Source organism: Sphingomonas sp. LR59 (assembly GCF_036855945.1).
In the GTDB taxonomy this organism is placed as follows: Bacteria; Pseudomonadota; Alphaproteobacteria; order Sphingomonadales; family Sphingomonadaceae; genus Sphingomonas.
Genome location: NZ_JASPFL010000001.1, coordinates 3865697 through 3886918, shown reverse-complemented (window position 1 = coordinate 3886918; position 21222 = coordinate 3865697). Strand labels below are relative to the sequence as shown.

The 21222-nt window shown below is 66.3% G+C and carries 26 protein-coding genes; 12 read left to right on the top strand and 14 right to left on the bottom strand.

Features of this window, described 5'->3' with window-relative positions; translation table 11 throughout:
* Positions 1–29 precede the first annotated feature (29 nt).
* From QP164_RS18305 to hrcA, 4 genes are all read right to left on the bottom strand, one after another.
* Positions 30–269 carry a hypothetical protein gene (locus QP164_RS18305; protein WP_093399753.1) on the bottom strand — a complete coding sequence of 80 codons (240 nt, stop codon included), beginning with the start codon at positions 267–269 and terminating at the stop codon, positions 30–32.
* Positions 270–375: 106 nt separating this feature from the next.
* Positions 376–1599: a threonine synthase gene (locus QP164_RS18300; protein ID WP_333924038.1), complete on the bottom strand. Its 1224-nt coding sequence runs from the start codon at positions 1597–1599 to the stop codon at positions 376–378.
* 175 nt (positions 1600–1774) lie between these two features.
* Positions 1775–2314, bottom strand: a complete 540-nt coding sequence (gene grpE, locus QP164_RS18295) for a nucleotide exchange factor GrpE (RefSeq protein WP_132896107.1) — start codon at positions 2312–2314, stop codon at positions 1775–1777.
* 25 nt (positions 2315–2339) lie between these two features.
* Entirely contained in the window at positions 2340–3416 is a 1077-nt protein-coding gene (gene hrcA, locus QP164_RS18290; protein WP_333924037.1) for a heat-inducible transcriptional repressor HrcA, read from the bottom strand.
* 179 nt (positions 3417–3595) lie between these two features.
* On the opposite strand from hrcA, the gene rph reads away from it, so the two are divergent.
* Both rph and rdgB read left to right on the top strand, forming a co-directional pair.
* Entirely contained in the window at positions 3596–4312 is a 717-nt protein-coding gene (gene rph, locus QP164_RS18285) for a ribonuclease PH (protein WP_056055360.1), read from the top strand.
* Positions 4309–4944: an RdgB/HAM1 family non-canonical purine NTP pyrophosphatase gene (gene rdgB / locus QP164_RS18280; RefSeq protein ID WP_132896105.1), complete on the top strand. Its 636-nt coding sequence runs from the start codon at positions 4309–4311 to the stop codon at positions 4942–4944. Before rph ends, rdgB begins: the two co-directional genes overlap by 4 nt.
* 124 nt (positions 4945–5068) lie before the next feature.
* Here rdgB and QP164_RS18275 read toward each other — a convergent pair whose 3' ends face one another.
* Positions 5069–5779 (bottom strand): EAL domain-containing protein, encoded by a 711-nt coding sequence (locus tag QP164_RS18275; protein WP_333924036.1) that lies wholly within the window; start codon positions 5777–5779, stop codon positions 5069–5071.
* 150 nt (positions 5780–5929) lie between these two features.
* Positions 5930–6487, bottom strand: a complete 558-nt coding sequence (locus tag QP164_RS18270; protein WP_132737574.1) for a CAP domain-containing protein — start codon at positions 6485–6487, stop codon at positions 5930–5932.
* 43 nt (positions 6488–6530) lie between these two features.
* Here QP164_RS18270 and hemW point away from each other — a divergent pair, with 43 nt between their 5' ends.
* From hemW to QP164_RS18230, 8 genes are all read left to right on the top strand, one after another.
* Entirely contained in the window at positions 6531–7703 is a 1173-nt protein-coding gene (hemW, locus tag QP164_RS18265) for a radical SAM family heme chaperone HemW (protein WP_333924035.1), read from the top strand.
* Positions 7704–7828: 125 nt separating this feature from the next.
* Complete coding sequence (locus QP164_RS18260; RefSeq protein ID WP_132737569.1) at positions 7829–8569, top strand: peptidylprolyl isomerase; 741 nt, start codon at positions 7829–7831, stop codon at positions 8567–8569.
* A gap of 7 nt (positions 8570–8576) precedes the next feature.
* Positions 8577–9602, top strand: a complete 1026-nt coding sequence (gene queA / locus QP164_RS18255) for a tRNA preQ1(34) S-adenosylmethionine ribosyltransferase-isomerase QueA (RefSeq protein ID WP_333924034.1) — start codon at positions 8577–8579, stop codon at positions 9600–9602.
* 8 nt (positions 9603–9610) lie between these two features.
* Positions 9611–10066 carry an EF-hand domain-containing protein gene (locus QP164_RS18250; protein ID WP_333924033.1) on the top strand — a complete coding sequence of 152 codons (456 nt, stop codon included), beginning with the start codon at positions 9611–9613 and terminating at the stop codon, positions 10064–10066.
* Positions 10067–10070: 4 nt separating this feature from the next.
* Positions 10071–11222 (top strand): tRNA guanosine(34) transglycosylase Tgt, encoded by a 1152-nt coding sequence (gene tgt, locus QP164_RS18245; RefSeq protein WP_333924032.1) that lies wholly within the window; start codon positions 10071–10073, stop codon positions 11220–11222.
* Entirely contained in the window at positions 11219–11416 is a 198-nt protein-coding gene (locus tag QP164_RS18240) for a hypothetical protein (protein ID WP_197978314.1), read from the top strand. The genes tgt and QP164_RS18240 overlap by 4 nt, the downstream gene beginning before the upstream one ends.
* An 8-nt stretch (positions 11417–11424) precedes the next feature.
* On the top strand, positions 11425–14250 hold the full coding sequence (locus tag QP164_RS18235; protein WP_333924031.1) for a M16 family metallopeptidase: 2826 nt from the start codon (positions 11425–11427) through the stop codon (positions 14248–14250).
* 212 nt (positions 14251–14462) lie between these two features.
* On the top strand, positions 14463–15425 hold the full coding sequence (locus QP164_RS18230) for a cell wall hydrolase (protein WP_333924030.1): 963 nt from the start codon (positions 14463–14465) through the stop codon (positions 15423–15425).
* Between the two features lie 370 nt (positions 15426–15795).
* On the opposite strand, the gene QP164_RS18225 is transcribed toward QP164_RS18230, so the two are convergent.
* From QP164_RS18225 to QP164_RS18190, 8 genes are all read right to left on the bottom strand, one after another.
* Positions 15796–16026: a hypothetical protein gene (locus QP164_RS18225; RefSeq protein WP_056060610.1), complete on the bottom strand. Its 231-nt coding sequence runs from the start codon at positions 16024–16026 to the stop codon at positions 15796–15798.
* A gap of 105 nt (positions 16027–16131) precedes the next feature.
* Positions 16132–16344, bottom strand: a complete 213-nt coding sequence (locus QP164_RS18220) for a cold-shock protein (protein ID WP_031394996.1) — start codon at positions 16342–16344, stop codon at positions 16132–16134.
* A 278-nt stretch (positions 16345–16622) separates the two neighbouring features.
* Positions 16623–17036: a glycine zipper 2TM domain-containing protein gene (locus QP164_RS18215; protein WP_333924029.1), complete on the bottom strand. Its 414-nt coding sequence runs from the start codon at positions 17034–17036 to the stop codon at positions 16623–16625.
* A gap of 77 nt (positions 17037–17113) precedes the next feature.
* Positions 17114–17569, bottom strand: a complete 456-nt coding sequence (locus QP164_RS18210; protein ID WP_060524062.1) for a DUF3597 domain-containing protein — start codon at positions 17567–17569, stop codon at positions 17114–17116.
* Positions 17529–18338 carry a hypothetical protein gene (locus QP164_RS18205; protein WP_333924028.1) on the bottom strand — a complete coding sequence of 270 codons (810 nt, stop codon included), beginning with the start codon at positions 18336–18338 and terminating at the stop codon, positions 17529–17531. Before QP164_RS18205 ends, QP164_RS18210 begins: the two co-directional genes overlap by 41 nt.
* Entirely contained in the window at positions 18278–19057 is a 780-nt protein-coding gene (locus QP164_RS18200) for a hypothetical protein (RefSeq protein ID WP_333924027.1), read from the bottom strand. The genes QP164_RS18205 and QP164_RS18200 overlap by 61 nt, the downstream gene beginning before the upstream one ends.
* Positions 19058–19083: 26 nt before the next feature.
* Positions 19084–19296 (bottom strand): hypothetical protein, encoded by a 213-nt coding sequence (locus tag QP164_RS18195; RefSeq protein WP_333924026.1) that lies wholly within the window; start codon positions 19294–19296, stop codon positions 19084–19086.
* A 509-nt stretch (positions 19297–19805) separates the two neighbouring features.
* Positions 19806–20135 carry a hypothetical protein gene (locus tag QP164_RS18190; protein ID WP_333924025.1) on the bottom strand — a complete coding sequence of 110 codons (330 nt, stop codon included), beginning with the start codon at positions 20133–20135 and terminating at the stop codon, positions 19806–19808.
* Between the two features lie 317 nt (positions 20136–20452).
* On the opposite strand from QP164_RS18190, the gene QP164_RS19930 reads away from it, so the two are divergent.
* Together QP164_RS19930 and QP164_RS18185 are read left to right on the top strand one after the other, a co-directional pair.
* Positions 20453–20572 (top strand): hypothetical protein, encoded by a 120-nt coding sequence (locus QP164_RS19930; RefSeq protein ID WP_443027462.1) that lies wholly within the window; start codon positions 20453–20455, stop codon positions 20570–20572.
* On the top strand, positions 20532–20828 hold the full coding sequence (locus tag QP164_RS18185; protein WP_333924024.1) for a BrnA antitoxin family protein: 297 nt from the start codon (positions 20532–20534) through the stop codon (positions 20826–20828). The genes QP164_RS19930 and QP164_RS18185 overlap by 41 nt, the downstream gene beginning before the upstream one ends.
* Positions 20829–21222: the final 394 nt, after the last annotated feature.

Below are 21222 nucleotides of genomic sequence, written 5' to 3'. Positions count from 1 at the left end.
ATCCCAGCTTTCGCTGGGATGACGGTGGGTCAGAGCCAGCTACGACCATCCGGACCACCACACCCGTAAGGCGGCAACTGCCCCGGGAACCGCGCCTGCATCTTGTGGCAGCCCCAGGCACGCATCGGCCCCGGCGCATAGCCGTTCAGCGCGATGCCGACCTCGTCATACGGGCTCGAGCCGCGCGCGACGTACATGTACCAGCGACCGCCGAACATCACCGCCGCCGCGATGAGCACGACGCAAACGACCTGGACGATTTTCTGCATTGGGGACCCCTTTTTAAATAAGGGCGCCCCGTTGCAGCCAACATGGATCAATTTCAACCACCGATCTAGTAGATCGCGATCCACCCTATCGGCAGAAATCCGCCGTTTACAACGTGTCGAAATCGATAGGTCGTGTTCTATCAAGCGCTTGCGGCGCCTCAGGCATCGGATATTTCAGTCCGGTCGCGCAGTTGAAAAGAACGACCTTGTCGTCCTCGTCGACCAACCCGGTGTTCAGCGCCTGATGATAGGCCGCAAGCGTCGCGCCGCCCTCGGGGCATAGCAGCAGGCCGTCCTGCTTCGCCGCCGCATCGACCGCCTTCAGGATCGCCGGATCGCCGACCGCCAATGCCTGCCCGCCGCTCTCGCGAACCGCGCGGAGGATCAGGAAATCGCCGACCGCCTTCGGCACGCGAATGCCCGCCGCGACCGTGCTCGCATCCTCCCAACGCTCGGCATGCTCCTCGCCCGCTTCGAACGCGCGGACGATCGGCGCGCAGCCGCTCGCCTGCACCGCGAACATCTTGGGGCGCTGGGAGCCGATCCAGCCGAGCTTCTCGAGTTCGTCGAACGCCTTCCACATCCCGATCAGCCCGGTGCCGCCACCGGTCGGATAGAAGATCGCGTCGGGCAGCTTCCACCCGAACTGAGCGGCGAGTTCGAGCCCCATCGTCTTCTTGCCCTCGATTCTGTAGGGCTCCTTCAACGTCGAGAAATCGAACCAGCGGCCTTCAGCGGCGCCCTTACCCACGATCGCGCCGCAATCGTCGATCAGGCCATTGACCCGCCAGACACGCGCCCCCTGCATCGCGATCTCGCGGACGTTGATCTCGGGGGTGTCGTCGGGACAGAACACGATCGTCTCGATCCCGCAGCGGGTGGCGTACGCCGCGAGCGCTGCGCCCGCATTGCCGTTGGTCGGCATCGCGATTTTCTTGACCCCAAGCTCCTTCGCCATCGCCACGGCCATGACGAGGCCTCGGGCCTTGAAGCTACCGGTCGGGAGGCGGCCTTCGTCCTTGACGAGCACGTTGGGGCCGCCGGACTTGGTCAGCGGCACCAGCGGCGTCTCGATCTCGCCCAGGCTGACGATGTTGGAAGTATGGCGTACGGGGAGCAGCTCGCGCCACCGCCACAGGTCCGTCGGCCGCGTCTCGATCGTGTCGCGCGAAACCGCAGACCGCACCGCGTCGAGGTCGTAGCGGACGAGCAACGGTCGCCCGGCGCGCGACAGCCCATGAAGCTGATCCGCCTCATACCGCTCGCCGGTTATCGAGCATTCGAGATGCGTGACGAAGGTCTGGCGATCGGCGGTGAGGTTCTGGTTCATGAACTGACTTTCAAATCCTCCCTGCAAGGGGAGGGGGACCAGCGCAGCTGGTGGAGGGGCGTGCCGCGTTCGTAACGCTCGACGCAGGCCCCCGGCCGCAGATGGTACGCGGGAGGTGAGCCCCATCCACCACCACGCAAGCGCGTGGCGGTCCCCCTCCCCGTTCCGGGAGGATTCAGCCGGCCTTGGCGACGCCGACCATTGCGGGACGCAGCAGGCGGTCCTTGATCATGTAGCCCGCCTGCATCTCCTGGACGATCGTCCCGGCAGGCTGGTCGCTCGGGACCTCGAGCATCGCCTGGTGCTTGTTCGGATCGAGCATCTGGCCCTCCGCGGCGATCTTGGTGATGCCGTGGCGCTGAAACACGCTTTCGAGCTCGCGACCGGTCGCCTCCAGCCCGGTGACAAGGCCTTTCATCTTGTCATCAGCGCGGAGGTCGGCCGGGATTGCCGACAGCCCGCGCGAGAGATTGTCCGCAACCGACAGCACGTCGCGCGCGAACGCCGTCGCGGCATAGGCACGCGCGTCCTGGGCTTCCTTTTCGGCGCGGCGGCGGACGTTCTGGATCTCGGCCTGCGCGTAGAGGACGTTCTGCCTGGCTTCGGCGAGCTGGTTCTCGAGCTCGGCGACGCGGTCGTTCGAGGCCACTTCGGGGGCGGCTTCAGCGGTCTCTTCGCGCAGGTCTGCAGGCGTGTTCTGATCGATGTCGGACATGGTTTTCCCTATAAATTGGGCCGGCTCAACCCATCAACCGGGCGAGCGTTGCAGCCGTGAAATCCACCATGGGCACGACGCGCGCATAGTTCAACCGCGTCGGGCCTATGACACCGACCACGCCGACCACCCGCCCGTCCAATCCGCGGAACGGGCGGGCGATGACCGAAGACCCTGACAACGCGAACAATTTGGTCTCCGCGCCAATGAAAATCCGCGTCGAATCACCGGCGCGCGCGCTGTCCAGGAGCGATGCGACTTCCTGCTTTCCCTCGAGATCGTCGAGCAGGTCGCGGACCCGGTCGAGATCGGCGGCGGCGGCGGCATCGATCAACCGCCCCTGCCCGCGCACGATCAGTACCGGGCGACGATCCGCATCCTCGCTCCACACCGCGATGCCGCGCTCGACCAGCGTCCGCGCCGCGCCATCAAGCGCCGCCTGCCCGTCCGCCAGTTCACGCTCGATCCGGCCGCGCGCTTCGGCAAGCGTCAGGCCGCCGAGCGTCGCCGACATGTAGTTGCCCGCCTCGATCAGCGCAGACGGCGACATGCCCTTGGGCAGTGCGATCACGCGATTCTCGACCGAGCCGTCCTCGCTGACCAGCACCGCCAGCGCCTGTTCGGGCGACAGCGCGACGAACGCGATCTGGCGGAGTTTCAGCTCGCGCTTCGGCACCATCACCAGGCCCGCGCACGCCGACAGCCCCGACAGCGCGAGCGTGGTCGCAGCGAGCGCCTCCTCGACCGGACCACCGACACCGGCACGTGCCTCGATCGTCTGGCGCTCCTCGAACGACGGCTCCATCGCCTGCATCATGCCGTCGACGAACAGCCGCAAGCCCCGGTCGGTCGGCATGCGGCCGGCGCTGGTATGCGGGCTGGCGAGCAAACCGAGGCCTTCCAACTCGCCCATCACGCCGCGAATCGAGGCGGGGGAGAGGCTGAGGCCGGTGAGTTGCGCGATCGTCTTCGACCCGACCGGCGTGCCGCTGGCGAGATAGCTGTCGACGACGGCACGAAAAATGTCGCGCGCGCGATCGGTCAGTTCGGTGACGGGGGCGTGGCCATCGCTTTGATCTAGGGCGGATCCGGCGTCGTACAAAGGGGAATGCGCACCCCGACCACTCCGTCATCCTGACGAAAGTCAGGATCCAGAGCCACGGAGGACGGAACTCGGTTACTCTGGATCCTGACTTTCGTCAGGATGACGGGGAAGGCTGGCGAGCACGGAAACGAAAGGCTAGGCAGCGGGCAACCACTCACTTCCGTTAGGATAAGACTATGCGCCCATCCGGCCGCGCCCCAGACCAGATGCGTGCGATCACGATCGAGCCGCGCTTCACCAAGCATGCCGAAGGCTCCGTCCTGATCGGCTTCGGCGACACGAAAGTCCTCGTCACCGCCAGCGTCGAGGAGAAGGTGCCGCCGTTCATGCGCGGCAAGGGCGAAGGCTGGGTAACCGCCGAATACGGCATGCTCCCGCGCGCCACCAACACGCGCAACAACCGCGAGGCCGCCAAGGGCAAGCAGTCGGGGCGCACGCAGGAAATCCAGCGGCTGATCGGGCGTAGCCTTCGCGCGGTGGTCGACCTCAAGCTGCTCGGCGAGCGCCAGATCGTGATCGATTGCGACGTGATCCAGGCGGATGGCGGCACGCGCACCGCGTCGATTTCGGGCGGTTGGGTCGCACTGCGGCTCGCGATCGACGGCTTGCTGGCGAGCGGCAAGCTCACCGCCGACCCGCTGACGCAGAAGGTCGCGGCGATCAGCTGCGGCATCTACCAGGGCAATCCGGTGCTCGACCTCGACTATATCGAGGATTCGGGTGCGGATGCGGATGCGAACTTCGTGCTGCTCGAAAACGGCAACATCGCCGAGGCGCAGGCGACCGCCGAGGGCGCAACGTACGACGAGGAGGCGCTGCTTCGCCTGCTGCGTCTCGCACGGATCGGTTGCACGGACATCTTCGCGGCGCAGGCGAAAGCGGTCGCCAAGTGAGCGGCGAAGGCGAGGTGCCGCAGGCGATCCGCAAGCTCGCCCCCGGCAAGCTGGTCATCGCCAGCCACAACAAGGGGAAGGTTCGCGAGATTGCGGCGTTGCTCGAAGGGCGTGGGTTGGAAGTCGTCTCGGCCGCCGAGCTCGACCTGCCCGAGCCGATCGAGACGGGTACGACCTTCTTCGCGAACGCCGAATTGAAGGCGCGCTCGGCCGCTGATCTGTCGGGCTATCCCGCGCTCGCGGACGATAGCGGGCTATGCGTCGATGCGCTCGGCGGCGATCCGGGCGTCTACACGGCGGATTGGGCGGAAACCCCGAACGGTCGCGACTGGAACATGGCGATGCAGAAGGTCGAGGACGCGGTCGTCGCCAAGGGCCCGGACGCAACGCGCGGCGCGCACTTCGTCAGCGTGCTGGCGTTGGCATGGCCCGATGGTCACGTGGAATGGTTCGAAGGCCGTGCCGAGGGCACGCTGACCTGGCCGCCGCGCGGCAATGTCGGGTTCGGCTACGACCCGGTGTTCGTGCCGCTCGGCTACGACCAGACCTACGCCGAACTCCCGCACGAAACGAAGAACGCGATCAGCCACCGCACCGAGGCGTTCAAGCTGCTGGAAGCCGCGGTGTTCTGAGCGGCCCGGCGGGGAAGCCCTCGCCGTCCCGTCATCCTGACGAAAGTCAGGATCCAGAGCCATCAAGGGCACCGCCAGTTACTCTTGATCCTGACTTTCGTCAGGATGACGGTGGAGATGTGGTTCAGACTGCTAACGCCTGCTTCACCGGCCACGTCACCGCGGGCAGCGCCTCGAACGCCGGTTTTGCCAGCAGGTATCCCTGTATGTACCGCACGCCGAGACCCCGCAGCGCCTCGAACTCGCCGAGCGTCTCGACCCCCTCGGCGATCACCGTGATTCCCAGCGCCGTGCACATCCGCAGCATCCCCTCGACGATCATCCGCCGTGGCAAGCTCGTGTCGATGTCGCGGATCAGCTCCATGTCGAGCTTGATGATGTCCGGCTGGAACCGCGCGAGCAGGTTCAGCCCCGCATGCCCCGCACCGAAATCGTCGAGCGCGGTGCCGAACCCCATCTTCTTATACGTCGCGATGATGTTCGCAACGTGCGCGGGATCGAGCATCTCCTCGTTCTCGGTGAACTCGAAGATCAGCCGGTCGGTCGGCATCCCAACCGCGCCCGCGGTCTTGAGCGTCAACTGGATACAGGCCGCCGGCGAATAGACCGCGTTCGGCAGGAAATTGATCGACAGCCGTGCAGGCGTGTCGAGCAGCCCGGCCTTCACCGAGGCCTCGATAGCGCGCACCCGGCATTGCTGGTCGAACGCGTACAGGTTCTGCCCGTCGACCTGGCCCAGGACGCTCGCCGCCGACTGCCCCTCGGGCCCGCGCACCAGCGCCTCGTAGGCGAAGACCGTCTCCGTCTCGACATCGACGATCGGTTGGAACGCCATCGAGAAGGCGAACGACAGGCCAGCGCCATCACGACATCCGACGCAACCGATACGGGGAACATCGGGTTGGGGTAGTGGTTTCATTAAAGCAGGTTAGCCGAAACCACTTAATAAAATACCACCGCTCCAGAACTACCAGCTTGCTTCAGATCAATAAGCGCGCTCGCCGAACACGTTGCCGGGCGGGGAGTAACGGCACACCAGATAGTCGTCGGTCTTGTTGCTCGCCATCGCGCAGCCGACCTGGGTGGATCCACGCCACACGATCTGCGTATAGTGCGCGACGTCCTCGAATTTGCCGGTGCGGCTGAATCCGGGCGTAGGCATGTTGATGAAATCACGCTTCTCGGCGACCCAGTGTCCCATCATCTCCGTGTACGCATAGGCGTAGCGCGTGCCGGTCCACAAATTCTCGCCTTCGCGCGTCATGCCCTGCGGTTGCGGCGCGTGCGCGAATTTCCGCGTGCGCGCCATCTCCTCGGCATAGGCGCGCGCAGTGGTCGCCAGCGTGTCGCTCCAGGTCAGCGGCGCCACGCCGACAGCAGCGCGTGCGGCGTTGTGGCCGTCCATCATCGCGGTCTTGAGCAGGCTCGCCCCGCGCGATGCCGGCGCCATCGATTCGCGCGGCTCGACGACTCGCTCGGGCCCCTGCGCACAGCCTGCCAGCAACAACGCCCCGACGATCGCCAAACCCATCCGTGCCGTCATTGCGCTTCCTTCGACCGCTCCGTGCGACCATATGCGCGAGATAATGCCCGTCTTCGAAACACCAAGCCCCCGCTCTGATTCCCCGGGCGACCTCGCGCTCTACGTCCACTGGCCGTTCTGCGTGTCGAAATGCCCGTATTGCGACTTCAACAGCCATGTTCGCGAAGAGGTGGACCAGGCGGCGTGGCGGGATGCGCTGCTCACCGACCTCGCGCATGAAGCGCGGGTGTTGCCGGGGCGCAAGTTGCAGTCGATCTTCTTCGGCGGTGGCACGCCCTCGCTGATGCCGCCCTCGACCGTGGCTGCCGTGCTGAATGCAGCGGAGAAGGCTTGGGGGTTCGCCGACGGGATCGAGATCACCCTGGAGGCAAACCCGTCTTCGGTCGAGGCAGCGCGATTTGCGGACCTGGCGCACGCTGGCGTGAACCGAGTGTCGCTCGGGCTACAATCGCTCGACGATCAAGCGCTGAAATTCCTCGGCCGCGCGCATGACGTGAACGAGGGCCAAGCCGCGCTCGCTACCGCGCAGAGCGTATTCCCGCGCGTGAGTTTCGACCTGATCTACGCGCTCCCCGGCCAGCGGCTCGACGATTGGCGCGCTGAACTGGCGCGCGCGCTCAGCCTGGGGACGGAGCATCTCTCGCTGTATCAGCTGACGATCGAAGCCGGCACGCGATTCGCCACCGAGGCGCTCGCGGGACGGATCGTGATCCCGGACGGCGACTCGGCGGCGGATCTGTTCGAGGCAACGCGTGCCGATACCGCAGCGGCAGGCTTGCCTGCGTACGAGACGTCGAACCATGCGCGACCGGGAGCGGAGAGCCGTCACAATCTCGCATACTGGCGTTACCAGGATTATGCCGGGATCGGGCCGGGTGCGCATGGCCGGCGCGGCGGGCTGGCGACGGTGCGGCGCAAGAAGCCGGAGAACTGGCTGGCCGCGATCGAGCGCAATGGTCACGGCATGGAAGTCGAGGATCCGCTGACTCCATCGACGCGCGCTACCGAGGCTTTGCTCATGGGATTGCGGCTCGCGGAAGGCGTTGATCTCGACCGCATCACCGCGCTCAACGACAGCATCGTGCCGGTGGATATCGCCGCAGTGGCACGGCTCGAGGCTCTTGGCTTGATCGTGCATACCCCCGGTCGACTGCGCGTCACCGACGCGGGCGCGTTGCTGCTCGACGCGATCCTGCCCGAGATCGTCACCGCCTGACCCGTCACCTTCGAACCTGCCTCGTCGGCGTCCGAGACGCGGTCACGTTCAGATTGGCGCAAGCGGGGATTTGCTCTAAGTGGCGGCAGCCCGGTTGCGCCGGGCCTCTTGCGAGTGGGAATTTGATGCGCTTTTTCGTCGGAATGTTCGCGTTGCTCGGGTGCCTGGTCACGGTGCCGGTCGCGGCGCAGAAGAAGGAAGTCGTGGCGCCTGCCGTTCGCGCGACGCCGCCGCTGACCACGGATACGCAGAATCTGCTGCTGCTCGACCTGTCGACGGGTGGGCGCGTGACGATCTGGCTGCGGCCCGATGTCGCACCGCTGATGGTCGAGCGGATCAAGACGCTGACCCGCCAGCATTTCTATGACGGCCTCGCGTTTCACCGCGTGATCGACGGCTTCATGGCGCAGGGCGGCGATCCCAAGGGCGACGGCACCGGTGGCTCGACGCTCCCCGATCTCAAGGCCGAGTTCAACTACCTGCCGCATGTCCGCGGCGCAGTGTCGGCGGCACGGTCGGACAAGGAGGACAGTGCGAACAGCCAGTTCTTCATCGTCTTCCAGCCGCGCCTCAGCCTCGACAAGAAGTACACCGTGTTCGGTCGCGTGATCGATGGGATGCAGTATGTCGACGCTATCCAGCGCGGCGAGCCGCCGGCGAACCCGTCGCGGATCGTCCATGCGTATATCGCGGCGGACAATCCTCCGGCGTATGTCGCCGGCCCACCTGCCCCTGCGCTGGGTGCGCCGGTGACGTTGCCGGGAACGGCGTCTGGTCCGAACGCGGCAGCGCCCAAGCTCGCGCCAGCTGCTCGCAAGGCGCCCACTGCCAAGCCTGCGGCCAAGAAGGCCCCCGCCAAGAAGTGAGACTCCGTTGAACGTCGACCTATTCGACTTCGACCTGCCGACCGACAACATCGCGCTACGCCCCGCGGCGCCGCGCGATGCTGCGCGGATGCTGGTGCTCGAAGGTGACGCGACCCGCGATGCGGGCGTGTCCGACCTGCCGTCGCTGTTGCGGCGCGGCGACATGCTCGTGTTCAACGATACGCGTGTGATCCCGGCGCAGCTGGACGGGCGGCGCGGCGACGCGAAGATCGGCGCGACCTTGCACAAGCGCGAGGGGCCGCGGCGATGGCGCGCGTTCATCCGCAACGCGCGGCGGCTGCGCGATGGCGATGTGATCGACTTCGGCAACGGCGTCAGCGCAGCGGCGGTCGATCGCGAGGACGATGGCAGCTACGCGCTGGTGTTCGCGGGCGACGAGCCGGTCGAGCTGTTGCTGGAACGCGCGGGCCATATGCCCCTGCCCCCGTATATCGCCGGCAAACGCCCGACCGACGAACGCGATGCGGACGATTACCAGACGATGTTCGCGTCCGAGCCGGGAGCTGTCGCCGCACCGACGGCGGCGCTGCATTTCACGCCGAAGCTGATGGCGGCGCTTGAGGCGGCGGGAATCGAGCATGCGACGCTGACCCTGCATGTCGGCGCGGGCACATTCCTCCCCGTGAAGGCGACCGACACGACCGAGCACAAGATGCACGCGGAATGGGGTCGGATCGATGCCGCGACCGCCGATCGGCTCAACGCGGTTCGCGCGAACGGTGGTCGTGTGATCGCGGTCGGGACGACGTCGCTGCGGCTGATCGAGAGCGCGACCGGCGAGGACGACGTCATTCGCCCGTTCGATGGCGACACCGCGATCTTCATCACGCCCGGATACCGGTTTCGTGGCATCGATGGCTTGATGACCAATTTCCACCTGCCGCGCTCGACGTTGTTCATGCTGGTGTCGGCATTGATGGGACGCGAGCGGATGCAAGCGGCGTATGCGCATGCGATCGCTGAAAAGTATCGTTTCTACAGCTATGGCGACGCCTCGCTTCTGCTGCCATGACGGGCGGCATGCTGCTCGCCCTCGCTCTGCTCCAGGCTATCGTCGCCGCACCGCCGCCCGCCGGCACGCCGCAACCGCCCGCGACGATCTTCGCCGAGCCCGCCGCAATGTTGATCGCCGCGTGCGATGCGAATGGCGATGGGCGCGTGACGCAAGGAGAGCTGACTGCGGGCGTCGCGCGGAGCTATGCCACTGCCGAGGGTGCTGCGTCGGGGTCGATCGGGTATATCGCCTATGCCGATTGGGCGCAGGCGTGGCTGGGCGACCGCAACGCGCTGCCGAGCCCGTTCGAAGTCGATCGCGACGGCGACAACCGAATCACGCTCGCCGAACTCCAGGCGCGGTTCGCGCAGTTCTTCACGCGGTTCGACCGCGACAAGGACGGCGTGCTGACCCGCGCCGAACTCATCACAATCCGCGGCGCGCCGGTCGGCGATCGCTACGGCATCCGCAAGAAAAACTGAGTCCATGACCACCCGTCCCCGCTTCGACTTCACCATATCCGCCACCGACGGCAAGGCGCGCACCGGCGTCATCGCGATGCAGCGCGGCGACATCCGCACGCCCGCGTTCATGCCGGTCGGCACTGCGGCCACCGTCAAGGGCATGAAGCCCGCCGACGTGGTGGGCGCGGGCGCGGACATCATCCTTGGCAACACCTATCATTTGATGCTGCGGCCGGGTGCGGAGCGGGTTGCCAAGCTGGGCGGACTGCACGCGTTCTCGGGGTGGTCGAAGCCGATCCTGACCGATTCCGGTGGCTATCAGGTGATGAGTCTCGCCGACCTGACCAAGCGCTCCGAGGAGGGCGTGTCGTTCAAGTCGCACCTCGACGGCACGCGGCATCTGCTCAGCCCCGAGCGCTCGATCGAGATCCAGCGGCTGCTCGGCTCGAACATCGTCATGGCGTTCGACGAACTTGTGCCGACGACCTCGACGCGCGAGGTGCAGGCCGCGGCGATGGAGCGATCGATGCGCTGGGCCAAGCGGTCGCGCGCAGCGTTCGACAGCGGCGAAGAGCACGCCGAGAACAACGCGATCTTCGGGATCCAACAGGGTGCGCTGAACGAGGGCTTCCGGAAGTCATCGGCGGATGCGCTGATCGATATCGGCTTCGATGGCTATGCGGTCGGCGGGCTGGCGGTCGGCGAGGGGCAAGAGGCGATGTTCGGCTGTCTCGACTTCGCGCCGGACCAGTTGCCGGTGGACAAACCGCGCTACCTGATGGGCGTCGGCAAGCCCGACGACATCGTCGGTGCGGTCGAGCGCGGGATCGACATGTTCGACTGCGTGATGCCGACTAGGTCCGGGCGGACCGGCCAGGCGTTCACGCGGACCGGGCCGATCAACATCCGCAATGCGAAGTTCGCCGAGGACATGGGGCCGCTCGACCCCGCCTGCCCCTGCCCGGTTTGCGCGACCTGGGGTCGGGCGTATCTGCATCACCTCGTCCGGTCGGGCGAAATGCTTGGCGCAATGCTCATGACGGAGCATAACATCTGGTTCTACGAAACGCTGATGGCGGATCTGCGGGCGGCGATCGCCTCGGGGACGCTGACGCAGTTCGCGAATGATTTCCGTGGCGTGTATGCCCGGAAGAGTGAAGGAGAGCCCAAGTGACCATCAAGATCGACAGCGACACCCCGAACGAGATCCTCGCCGCCGCGAAGGAGGCGAAGTTGCAGGCCGAAGCCGCCGCGCACAACGCCGCGGAGAAGGCGAAGAGCTGGCCGCTCGCGAAGATCGGTCTGGGCGTCGGCATCGGCTCGGCGGCGATCGCGGGCGCTGTGCTGTTCGCGAACCGCAACAAGTAAGGATCTTTATGCGCCTCCTCCGCTCCGCGTTGCTGCTTACCGCAGCATGTTTCCCCGTAGCGGCGGTGGCGCAGACCGCACCTTCCCAGGTCTCCGTAAAGCCGATTGCCTATACTGAGCGCACCTTGCCGAACGGCCTGCGCGTCTATGCGATCCGTGACACGGGCACACCGAACGTGTCGGTGCAGGTCTGGTACGACGTCGGATCGAAGGACGATCCCAAGGGCAAGTCCGGGTTCGCACACATGTTCGAACACCTGATGTTCAAGTCGACGCGCAACCTCGTGTCGGAGCAGATGGACCGGCTGACCGAGGATGTCGGCGGCTACAACAACGCGTCGACCAACGACGACTATACCAATTATTACGAGGCCATTCCGGCCAACCACCTCCAGCGGCTGTTGTTCGCGGAGGCCGACCGGATGGCGAGCCTCGTCGTCGAGCCCAAGAGCTTCGGGTCGGAGCGCGACGTGGTGAAGGAGGAACTACGCCAGCGGACGCTCGCCCAGCCTTACGGCAAGCTGTTCTCGATCTATTATCCCGAGCTCGCCTATCAGGTTCACCCGTATGCGCGACCAGGGATCGGCAGCCTGGAGAATCTGGAAGCCGCCGGGATCGACGACGTCCGCGCCTTCCATGCGACCTATTATCGGCCGGACAATGCGATCCTCGTCGTGTCCGGCAATTTCGATCCGGCGCAGCTCAACGGCTGGGTCGACCAGTATTTCGCGGGCATCAAGAAGCCGACCGCGGCGATCCCGCGCGTGACGGTGGCGGAGCCGGCGCGGACAAAGGCCATCACGCGGACGGTGTACGAGCCGAACACGCCGTTGCCCGCGGTGCTGGTCAGCTATCACCTGCCGCCGGATCGCGACGCCGACATTCCCGCGCTGATGGTCCTGAAGGCCGTGCTGGCAACGGGCGAGAGCTCGCGGTTGTACGAGAGCGTCGTGTACCGCGATCAGCTCGCGCAGTCGGCCGAGGCCTTCCTCGATACCAAGCAGGCGACCGGCAACATGGTCGTCTACGCCATCCTCGCCGGCGGCAAGACGGTCGAGGCGGGCGAAACCGCGTTGAAGCGGGAGATCGCGCGGTTCCGCGATACGCCGGTGACTGCCGCCGAACTGGCCGAGGCGAAGAACGAGATCCTGACCCAGTCGATCCAGTCGCGCGAGACCGCCGAGGGGAAAGCGAGTACGCTGGCGTCGGCGGTACTGGTCGACGGTGATCCGCAAGCAGCGGACAAGCAGCTCGCGGCGATTGCGCGGGTAACGGCGGCGGATATCCAGCGCGTGGCGCGGAAGTATCTGGGCGAGAACCAGTCGGCGACGATCCGGTACATGCCGCTTGCCGCCAAGCCCGCGGCCGGCGTTACCGATACGATCGCGATAGCGCCGACCGTGCAGGTTGCCGACCTGAAGGCGCCTGCGAACATCGCAATCGTGACGCCCGCGCCTGAGGGGCAGCGCGTCCAGCCGCCCGCACCGAGCGCGTCGGTTTCCCCGACGATCCCGCAGCCGGTGGAGACGCGGCTCAGGAACGGCATGCGGCTGGTGACGGTCGAGCGGCACGACCTGCCGATCGTCACCGCGTATCTGGTGACCGCCGGTGGTGCGGCGACCGATCCGGCGAACCGCGCGGGCGTCAGCAGCCTGTCGGCGGAATTGCTCACCAAGGGTACGAAGACGCGCTCGGCCACGCAGATCGCGCGCGCGGTCGAGGGGCTTGGCGGCTCGATCGGCAGTTCGGCGGGGAGCGATGGCGCAGCGGTCGACGTGACCGTGAAGTCGGACCAGCTCGCACCGGCGATGGCGATCCTCGCGGATGTCGCGATCAACCCGGCGTTTGCGTCCGAGGAAATTGAACGCGCGCGGACGCAACAGATCGACGCGGTAACGCTGACGTTGAAGGATCCGGCGCAGGTCGCAGGGCTCGTCGCGGACCGGGCCGTCCTCGGCGCGTCGCCTTATGGCGCACCGAACGGAGGCACCCCGCTGTCGCTCAAGGCGATGACGCGAAACGACATTACCGCGGCGTATGCGCGGAGTTTCCAGCCGGGTCAGGCGACGCTGATCATGGTCGGCGACGTCACCGCGGCGCAAGCGAAGACGTTTGCCGAGGCACAGTTCGGCGGGTGGAGATCGGGCGGCGCCGTGGCGGCCGCCGCGCCCCAGGTCACCTACCCGAAGCCTCGCGTGATCGTCGTCGACATGCCCGAAGCGGGTCAGGCGGGCGTCGTGGTGGCGCGGCCGGCAATCGCGCGGAACGATCCGCGCTATTATCCTCTGGCGGTCGGCAACACAGTGCTCGGCGGCGGCTTCTCGTCGCGGTTGAACCAGGAAATCCGGATCAAGCGCGGGCTGGCCTATGGCGCGGGCAGCGGGCTCGATGCGGGCAAGACGCAGGGCACCGTCGCGGCGCGGACGCAGACCAAGAACCCGACCGCCGCCGAGGTGGTGACGCTGATCGCCGCCGAGATGACGCGAATGGGGTCCGCCCCCGTCCCTGCCGCTGAACTCGACACGCGCAAGGCGGTGCTGGTCGGCAATTTCGGGCGCGGAATCGAGACCACGTCGGGGGTTGCCGGGATCCTCGGGGCGTATGTCCAGAACGGCGTGCCGCTGGGCGAACTGCAACGCTACACCGGTGCGGTCGGTGCGGTCGATCCGGCGTCGGTGCAGGCCGCTGCGGTCGCGTTGCTAGACCCGAAAGCGGCCAGTATTGTCGTCGTCGGCGATGCCAAACAGTTCATCGAGCCCTTGCGCAAGGCCTATCCGAACGTCGAGGTGATCCCCGAGGCTGCCTTGAAACTCGATACCGCAACCTTGCGCTGACGATCTTCGCCTGAACGCACCGCCTCGTGTAGCATTCCGCTGCCGATTGGGACGATCGTCCCGCGGTGGGACGGACGGAATCGGCGGGCGATCCTGCGCGCGATATCGGTTACACGGAATCTTCATGCTCGTCGGGGCATTTCCCCCGTGGACAGATTTCGAGGTGGCAGGGTGCGCGTTCGGGTGCAGACGGTTCGGGCGATGCATCGCATATGGTTGGCGATGGTCGCCACGGTGCTGGTGATCGGCGCCGGCATGTCTGCGCACGCCGCGCTGCGCGGAATCTCTGCCCGGAATGCCGCGCGGGACCGGACGATGGTCGCGACGGCGACGCCCATTCCGGTGTCGGCCCCCTCCCCGATCAGGAAATCGCGGCACCTGCGAGCGGTGTCACCGGCACGATCGACCTGCCCGCCTTGCCGATTCCAGCCGGGGCGGCGCTCGATGCCGGCGTGGTCCCGGCGCGGCCCTTCTCGATGGCGGGCGCGTCGGCGATCGACCGCGACCGCGCGATCCAGTGCCTGACCGCCGCAATCTACTACGAAGCCGCCTCCGAACCCGATTCAGGGCAGCAGGCGGTGGCGCAGGTCATCCTCAACCGCGCGCGCCATCCTGCCTTTCCAGGGACGGTATGCGGCGTGGTGTACCAAGGCTCCGAGCATGCCGGCTGCCAGTTCAGCTTCGCCTGCGACGGGGCGATGGCGCGTATGCCGGCGCGGGCCGCGTGGCTACGCGCGGCACGGGCGGCGGGCATGGCGCTCGCGGGCTATGTCTACGCGCCGGTCGGGCTGGCGACGCATTACCACACCTATGCGGTGACGCCGGCGTGGAACCGCAGCATGGTGATGACCGACGTGGTCGGCGCGCATTTCTTCCATCGCTGGAAGGGGTATTGGGGCACTTCGGCGGCGTTCACCCAGCGCTATGCCGGTGGCGAACCGCTCCCGGGACCGCACATGATGGTGCAGCCGATCACTCCCTCGACGCCGACGCCGCAAATGATCGCCGCGGCAACGGCGGCGGCAGTTGCGGTCTCGGCATCGTCTGCACCGGTGGTGGTTGCGGACGCCAAGCCCGCCTACGCCAAGACGACTGCCGCCGTTGCCGCTGACATGCTGCCACCTGAATCGCAAATCCTCGACCGGTGGAAAGACTCCGGTAAGCCGCTGAAATAGCGGCGGCGTCGATCTTCACCTGACTAGGGCATTCTGAACGCCCCTCAACCTTGCTGCCGAGCTTCGCTGCGGGCGCTCCTCCCCCTGTTGAGATAGGGAGAATGCTCGTTCAGCTTCCGGTGGTCACCGCAGTGCCAGAAGATTGACTCGCACGGACGCGCGGAGGACGCTGAGGTGGTTCGCTCGGGGTGATGGAGCTGGTTTTACCAGAGTTTTGAGAACCTCCGGTTCGACTGGGAACCTCCGCGCTCTCTGCGCCTCTGCGCGAACCCATTCTCCCTTCAGCTTTTTACTTCCGGACTAGGAAAGCAAAACCCGAGCGCATCGCTGCACCCGGGTTCAATTTACCTCAACCGAGATCCGTACGCACTTATTCAGCGGGGACCATCGACGGGGTGCCGATCATCATGCGTTCCCCACCGGGAGGGGCAGCTTCGCGCGCCGCGCGGAGGATTTGGGTACGCTCGGCGCGTGAGGCCATGTCGTCCCAAGCCTTTTCGGCGCGGCGGCAGCGATCCCGGACGTTGTCGAGGAGGGCGGCATCGCCGTTGCGACGCTCTTCATCAGCGCGGGCCCGGTAAAATTCTGGATTATCGGCCATGCTGGTGCGCTCCTGCGGGAAATTTCAAAGGGGTGATGCGGCGACCATGATGGCCGCCGCATCGCAACCGAGATCAGGTTGGCGGACCGTAATCCGCCAGCGAGATCAATCGGCTGGCTGGAGGTTCACGGCCGACTGCTTGCCACGCTTGTCGGGCTCGAGCTCGTAGGTGACGCGCTGGTTCTGGTTCAGCGTCGGCATGCCGGCGCGCTCAACCGCGGTGATGTGCACGAATGCATCGTTGCCACCGCCATCCGGCGCGATGAAGCCATAGCCCTTGTCGGCGTTGAAAAACTTGACGGTTCCGGTGATAGCCATGAAGTGGCTCCTTCTTAGTAGAGAGTAACCCGACGTTCGGGCGACCCGTGCCGCGGAGCAGGGAAAGAAGGAGAAAGGTGCCGCAAAGCGCCAAGAACCGTCGATATGCGACTGTAGCTGAACGCTATATGGGCCAAGACCGCCCGAATTGCAAATCTTGCCGGTAAAATGGGTCAAGAACTGCGTCGATTACCGCACATAATATTTTTGCACGCAACGCCATCAACGGCGAGAATTTAGAACGACCGGCGCCGATATTTCGGCGCCGGTCGAGGGATTTAACGGCAGCGGGTGTCGTTGCTGGAGCGATCCACCGCGCGTCCGGCGAGCGCACCGCCGGCAGCACCGAGAACGGTGCCGAGCAGGCCCGAGCCACCGGGAGCGATGACGTTGCCGAGCACGCCGCCCGCGACTCCGCCAACGATCAAGCCAGTGGTGCCGTCGTTGCGGCGGCAATAATACCGGCCGTCATTGCCGCGATAGACGCGGTCGTTGCGCGACAGACGGCGCTCGCGGTAGCGGCGGTCGTCGCGGTAATAGCGACCGGCATCGTAGCCGCCGTACGCTGGGTCGACGCGGTTATAGTCGTAGGAGCGATAGCGCGGGTCGACGCCGTAGCGGCTGCCTCCATCGCCGACGCAGCCGGCAACAAGGGTGGAGGCGGCCAGCAGGCCCAGCATCGCAACGCGCATGTCGTGTCCTTTCAGGGGGTTGATACTGAAGGCGTAATGATCAGCGCCGGGGTTTGGTTGCCGGCGCCAATCGCAGCTCAGTCCTTGAGGTTGGCGGGCACGGTGCCGCCGTTCTTCTCCAGCTCGCGCATCACGGCCTTGATCAGCCACATGTTCATCTCGGCGCTGCCGTCCTTGGCCCCGGTATAGCCGAGCTCGGTGGCGAGCTCCTTGCGGTTGTCGAGGCTCGAATCGAGATCGAGCAGCTTCATCAGATCGACGATCGAGGTGCGCCAGTTGAGATCGGACCCCTTCTTGGAGGCGATACCCGAGAGAACGGCCTCGACATCGACCGACTGGGCGGGCGCGGCGGGCGCCGCCTGCGGAGTCGGGGCGGCAGTCGTCGGCGTTGGCGTCGGCGCGGGCTGGGCTGCGGTGGTCTGCGGCGCGGGCGCTGGAGCCGGTGCGTCGGCCTTGGGCGTGCCGAAATGGCCGCTGCCGAGCGGGCCGTGCTCACCGAAGATGGCGGACTTGATCTTGCTGAAGATGCTCATGGGGATCCCTGTCGTATAAGAGTCTGACGGCGGGAGAACGCCCGGTGGAGGATTTGGGTGCAGGCGCCGCGACCGGGGGCGACGGAACGTCCAGGCGCTGCGGCTGGCCGGGATCGAGACCCGCGCGCGCGCCGGGCGCCGGTGCGACCGGTTCGTCGCAGCCAAGCGGATCGAAACTCGCCGCCAACGTGGTGATGCGATCCGTATCGGTGGCGCCGGCCGCCTCGGCGCCCGCTTCGTCGACGAGACCGCCGTCGATCGCATAGGCGACGAACCATGTATCGCGGTCGACGCCCTCGGTGATCGTCCGCTCGGCGACCTCGCGGTCGCGTGGCGTGTCGAGGATGATCGCCTCCTCGTCCGACCACTCGCGGCTGTACGTGTCTTCGCCGAACAGGCCGTCTTCGGTATTGAAAAACGGATCCGGCGGCGGAAAACAGGTCCGCCAGCCCTGCGATATGGAGTCGAACCAGACCGGATGAACGCCGTCGCGACCATCCTGGTCAAAGTGAAGTACAGGAAGTGCAGACGCTGGCGCGCTTTCGACAGCGGGCTTCAGGTCGGGATCGAGCGCCGGATCGGGTGCCGGTTCGGGAGCGGGGTCCGGCGCCAATTGCAGCAGGCCGGCGGCTTCGGTGCGCGACCATTGCGCGGCCGTCCAGTCGGCGCGGGCGGCGGGATCGAGATCGCTGACGTCGATCCCGGAGGCTACGCCGGCGGCGCTGCGCAACCAGCGGTCGGCACGGGCGAGCGCGAGGATCGGCGCCATCGCTGCTTCGGCTGCGCTCGGCGCTGATCCCGTTCCTGGCCCCGCCCCCGCCTGTATGGCGTCGGCGTCGAGGCGTTCGCCGAGGAACAGGCCGGCGCGGGCGGGGCCGGCGTCGCGCGCGATGATGTCGAGGAAGGCGTCGAATTCGGCGGCGACCATGCGGGTGGCGGCGTTGGCGGTCTCGGTGGCGTCGGCCCATTCGCAGTATCGCTGCGAGCAGCAAGGGGACGATCGAGGCGGTTGAGCAAGGACATGGCGAGGCGGTTGTCGTAGCGGTGGCGCTCGATCACTTCACCGTCGGGCCTGGTGACGCGCTCGGTCTGGCCGGCGATCGCGCGGAGGAACAGCGTTTCGGCGACGATCGGCCGCGCGACCAGCTTGGCGGCGTCCCAGCCTAGCGCGAATGCCGCGCCCGCCGCGCGGCGTCGCAGCGTGTAGGCGGCACCGGGCGAGAGGCCGACGCTGGCGCTCGCTTCGTCGACGGTGGCGCCCTCGGCGATGCGTTCGAGGAAGCCGCGCTGGCGATCCGGGGTCCAGCCGTCGCTGCGCTGGGTGTAGCGGGTCGGGGTGGCTGGGATGTAGGCGCGCGGGGCGTTGTCGGCTTGCGCCTCGGCTTGCGGGGGTACGGGGTGATCGGGGGCGGTTTGCGAGGGGGCTGCGGGTTGGCCGGCTTGCTCGGTGGCTTGATCGATGCCGGGCTCCTGGAGAGCGGCGGTCACTTGCGCATGGTCCGGGCGAGCGCGGTTCAGCGGTCGCGGTTGGCGGCGATCTCGGGCGATACGGGGATGCGGGTGCCGATGCGGCCGGCGTCGACATGTGCTTGCCAGGCCATGACGTGGCGGACCGCGTCTGGGAGATGGTCGGGGATCGGGGGTTCGTAGCGTGGCCTGGGGGCGGGCGCGGCGCGCGTTGCGATGTAGCATGACGGCGGGTCGGCCGGGGTGGGTGCGTTCGCCATGATCGATCCTCGTTGCGGAGAGGACCGATCAGGTATGCCGGATCGGGGTGTGTAGGACAGCGGTTTCGGGGGGCGGGACGCGTCGGCGGTTGGAGCTGCTGCCTTGTTCCCCCGCGAACGCGGGGGCCCAGGAGCCACGATCGCTGTCCTGCTTGATCCTGGGCTCCTGCCTTCGCAGGAGAACAAGGATGGGGGTTATGCCCTCCCCCGTCATGTCGGACCCTTCGGCTTTGGTCAGGAGAGCCTTGGTTCGGTATCCACCGTTCCGCACATCGCCGCTATCGAGTTCGCGGGGCCGTGGACGCCGGAACCGGTCCAGGGTGTCGGAGCAAGGGTGGTGGCGTCGGAATCAGCTTCGACCGTCGGGCCATTCTGATCCTCCCCCGCCAGGGGGAGGTGGCACCGCAGGTGACGGAGGGGAGGACACGGAACCCGGGTAGTCGCCCCTCCCCCTCCGTCTGGCAAGCGCCAGCCACCTCCCCCTTGCGGGGGAGGATCAGGAAAGCGCGTCAGCCGAGCGTCGAACCGCGATCCGCGGCGAACGACGGGGCCGGGCCGGTCGCGGGGCGGAGCGACTCGCGCTCGGCCTTGGTGGGGACCGCGGTGGGATCGGGGCGGAAGGCGTCAGGCGCGCGATCGGTCGCACCCGGGCGGGGTTTGTCGAGCGCGAGATCGGGCGCGGCATGCTCGGCGGGGTTGGCCTTCGAGCGCAGGAACACCACCAGCAACGCACCCCCGAGACCGATCGCCGCGGCCCCGATCGACAGCGCGTTGATGCCGAACGTCTTGGCGTTTGGCTTGGGGCTGGGGGCGGGCTTGTGCGGGTGAGGCTTGGTCATGGGAATGTCCTTTGATGCAGCCTCGGAAACGGACGGTCGGTGGCAGGGGTTCCGCTTTGCGCTGGCGACCGAGATGCGTCCGTTACCGATGCGATTACCCTTACTGACTGTGATGCCACGCTATGCTCTCATTGCCGGCGGCATTATTGTAGTTACATAAAGGGTCGGATGTGGAGATCAGCTTCGACCCGGTAAAACGCGCGTGGACGCTGGCGGAGCGAGGGCTCGATTTCGCCGATGCGGGCAAGGTGTTTGCGGGGACGGAGTTCGAGGACTAGCGCGTCGCGTATTCCGAGCGGCGCTATTCGACGATCGGCATGCTCGAAGATCGCATGGTCGTGGTAATATGGGTCGACGCCGAAGACGGTAGGCGCGTCATATCGATGAGGAACGCCAATGCCCGAGAACGCACGCGATTTGAACGCTACCTCGCTTGATCCGAACGACGACGCGCCGGAGTGGACGGACGAGATGTTCGAACACGCCGAGTTGGCGGTCAACGGCAAGGTGATACGGCCGGCGACGGGCTATCTGGGGCCGAACGGCGTCGTGAAGGGCCGCCCTCCCCTGCGCGACCGGGCTAAGCAACAGGTGACGTTGCGGCACGACCCGGACGTGCTGGCGAAGTTTCGCGAGGGCGGGCCGGGGTGGCAGGGGCGGATCAATGCGGCGTTGCGAAAGGCGGCGGGTTAAACTCAAACGTTTTGCGCCGCCGCCTTGTAAATCATGAATCAAATAGCCGTTCGACGAAACGCCGGTCTTGGTGAGCGTTCCGGCTATCGAAAGATTCCCCTTCTAGTCTAACCGCTTCGGCTAGTCTAATCTCAGCTTCTAAAACTTCTTTCATAAACGCGGTGCGATCACGACACGCGGTTATTAAATTCTCGGCATAAGTCCGCTGCGCATTGTCATTAGTTAGATGAGGGACCGCGCCAAATTTTCGACGGATCATTAACGCTATAATAAAGCGAAACTTGTAAAGTACGGGACGCGCTTTTCCAACGCAAAGCTTTTCAAGCTCACGGAGGAGTACGGCGGCAGCAAGGTAAGGCCACAACGAATGACCATCAACATACATCGTGTCTTC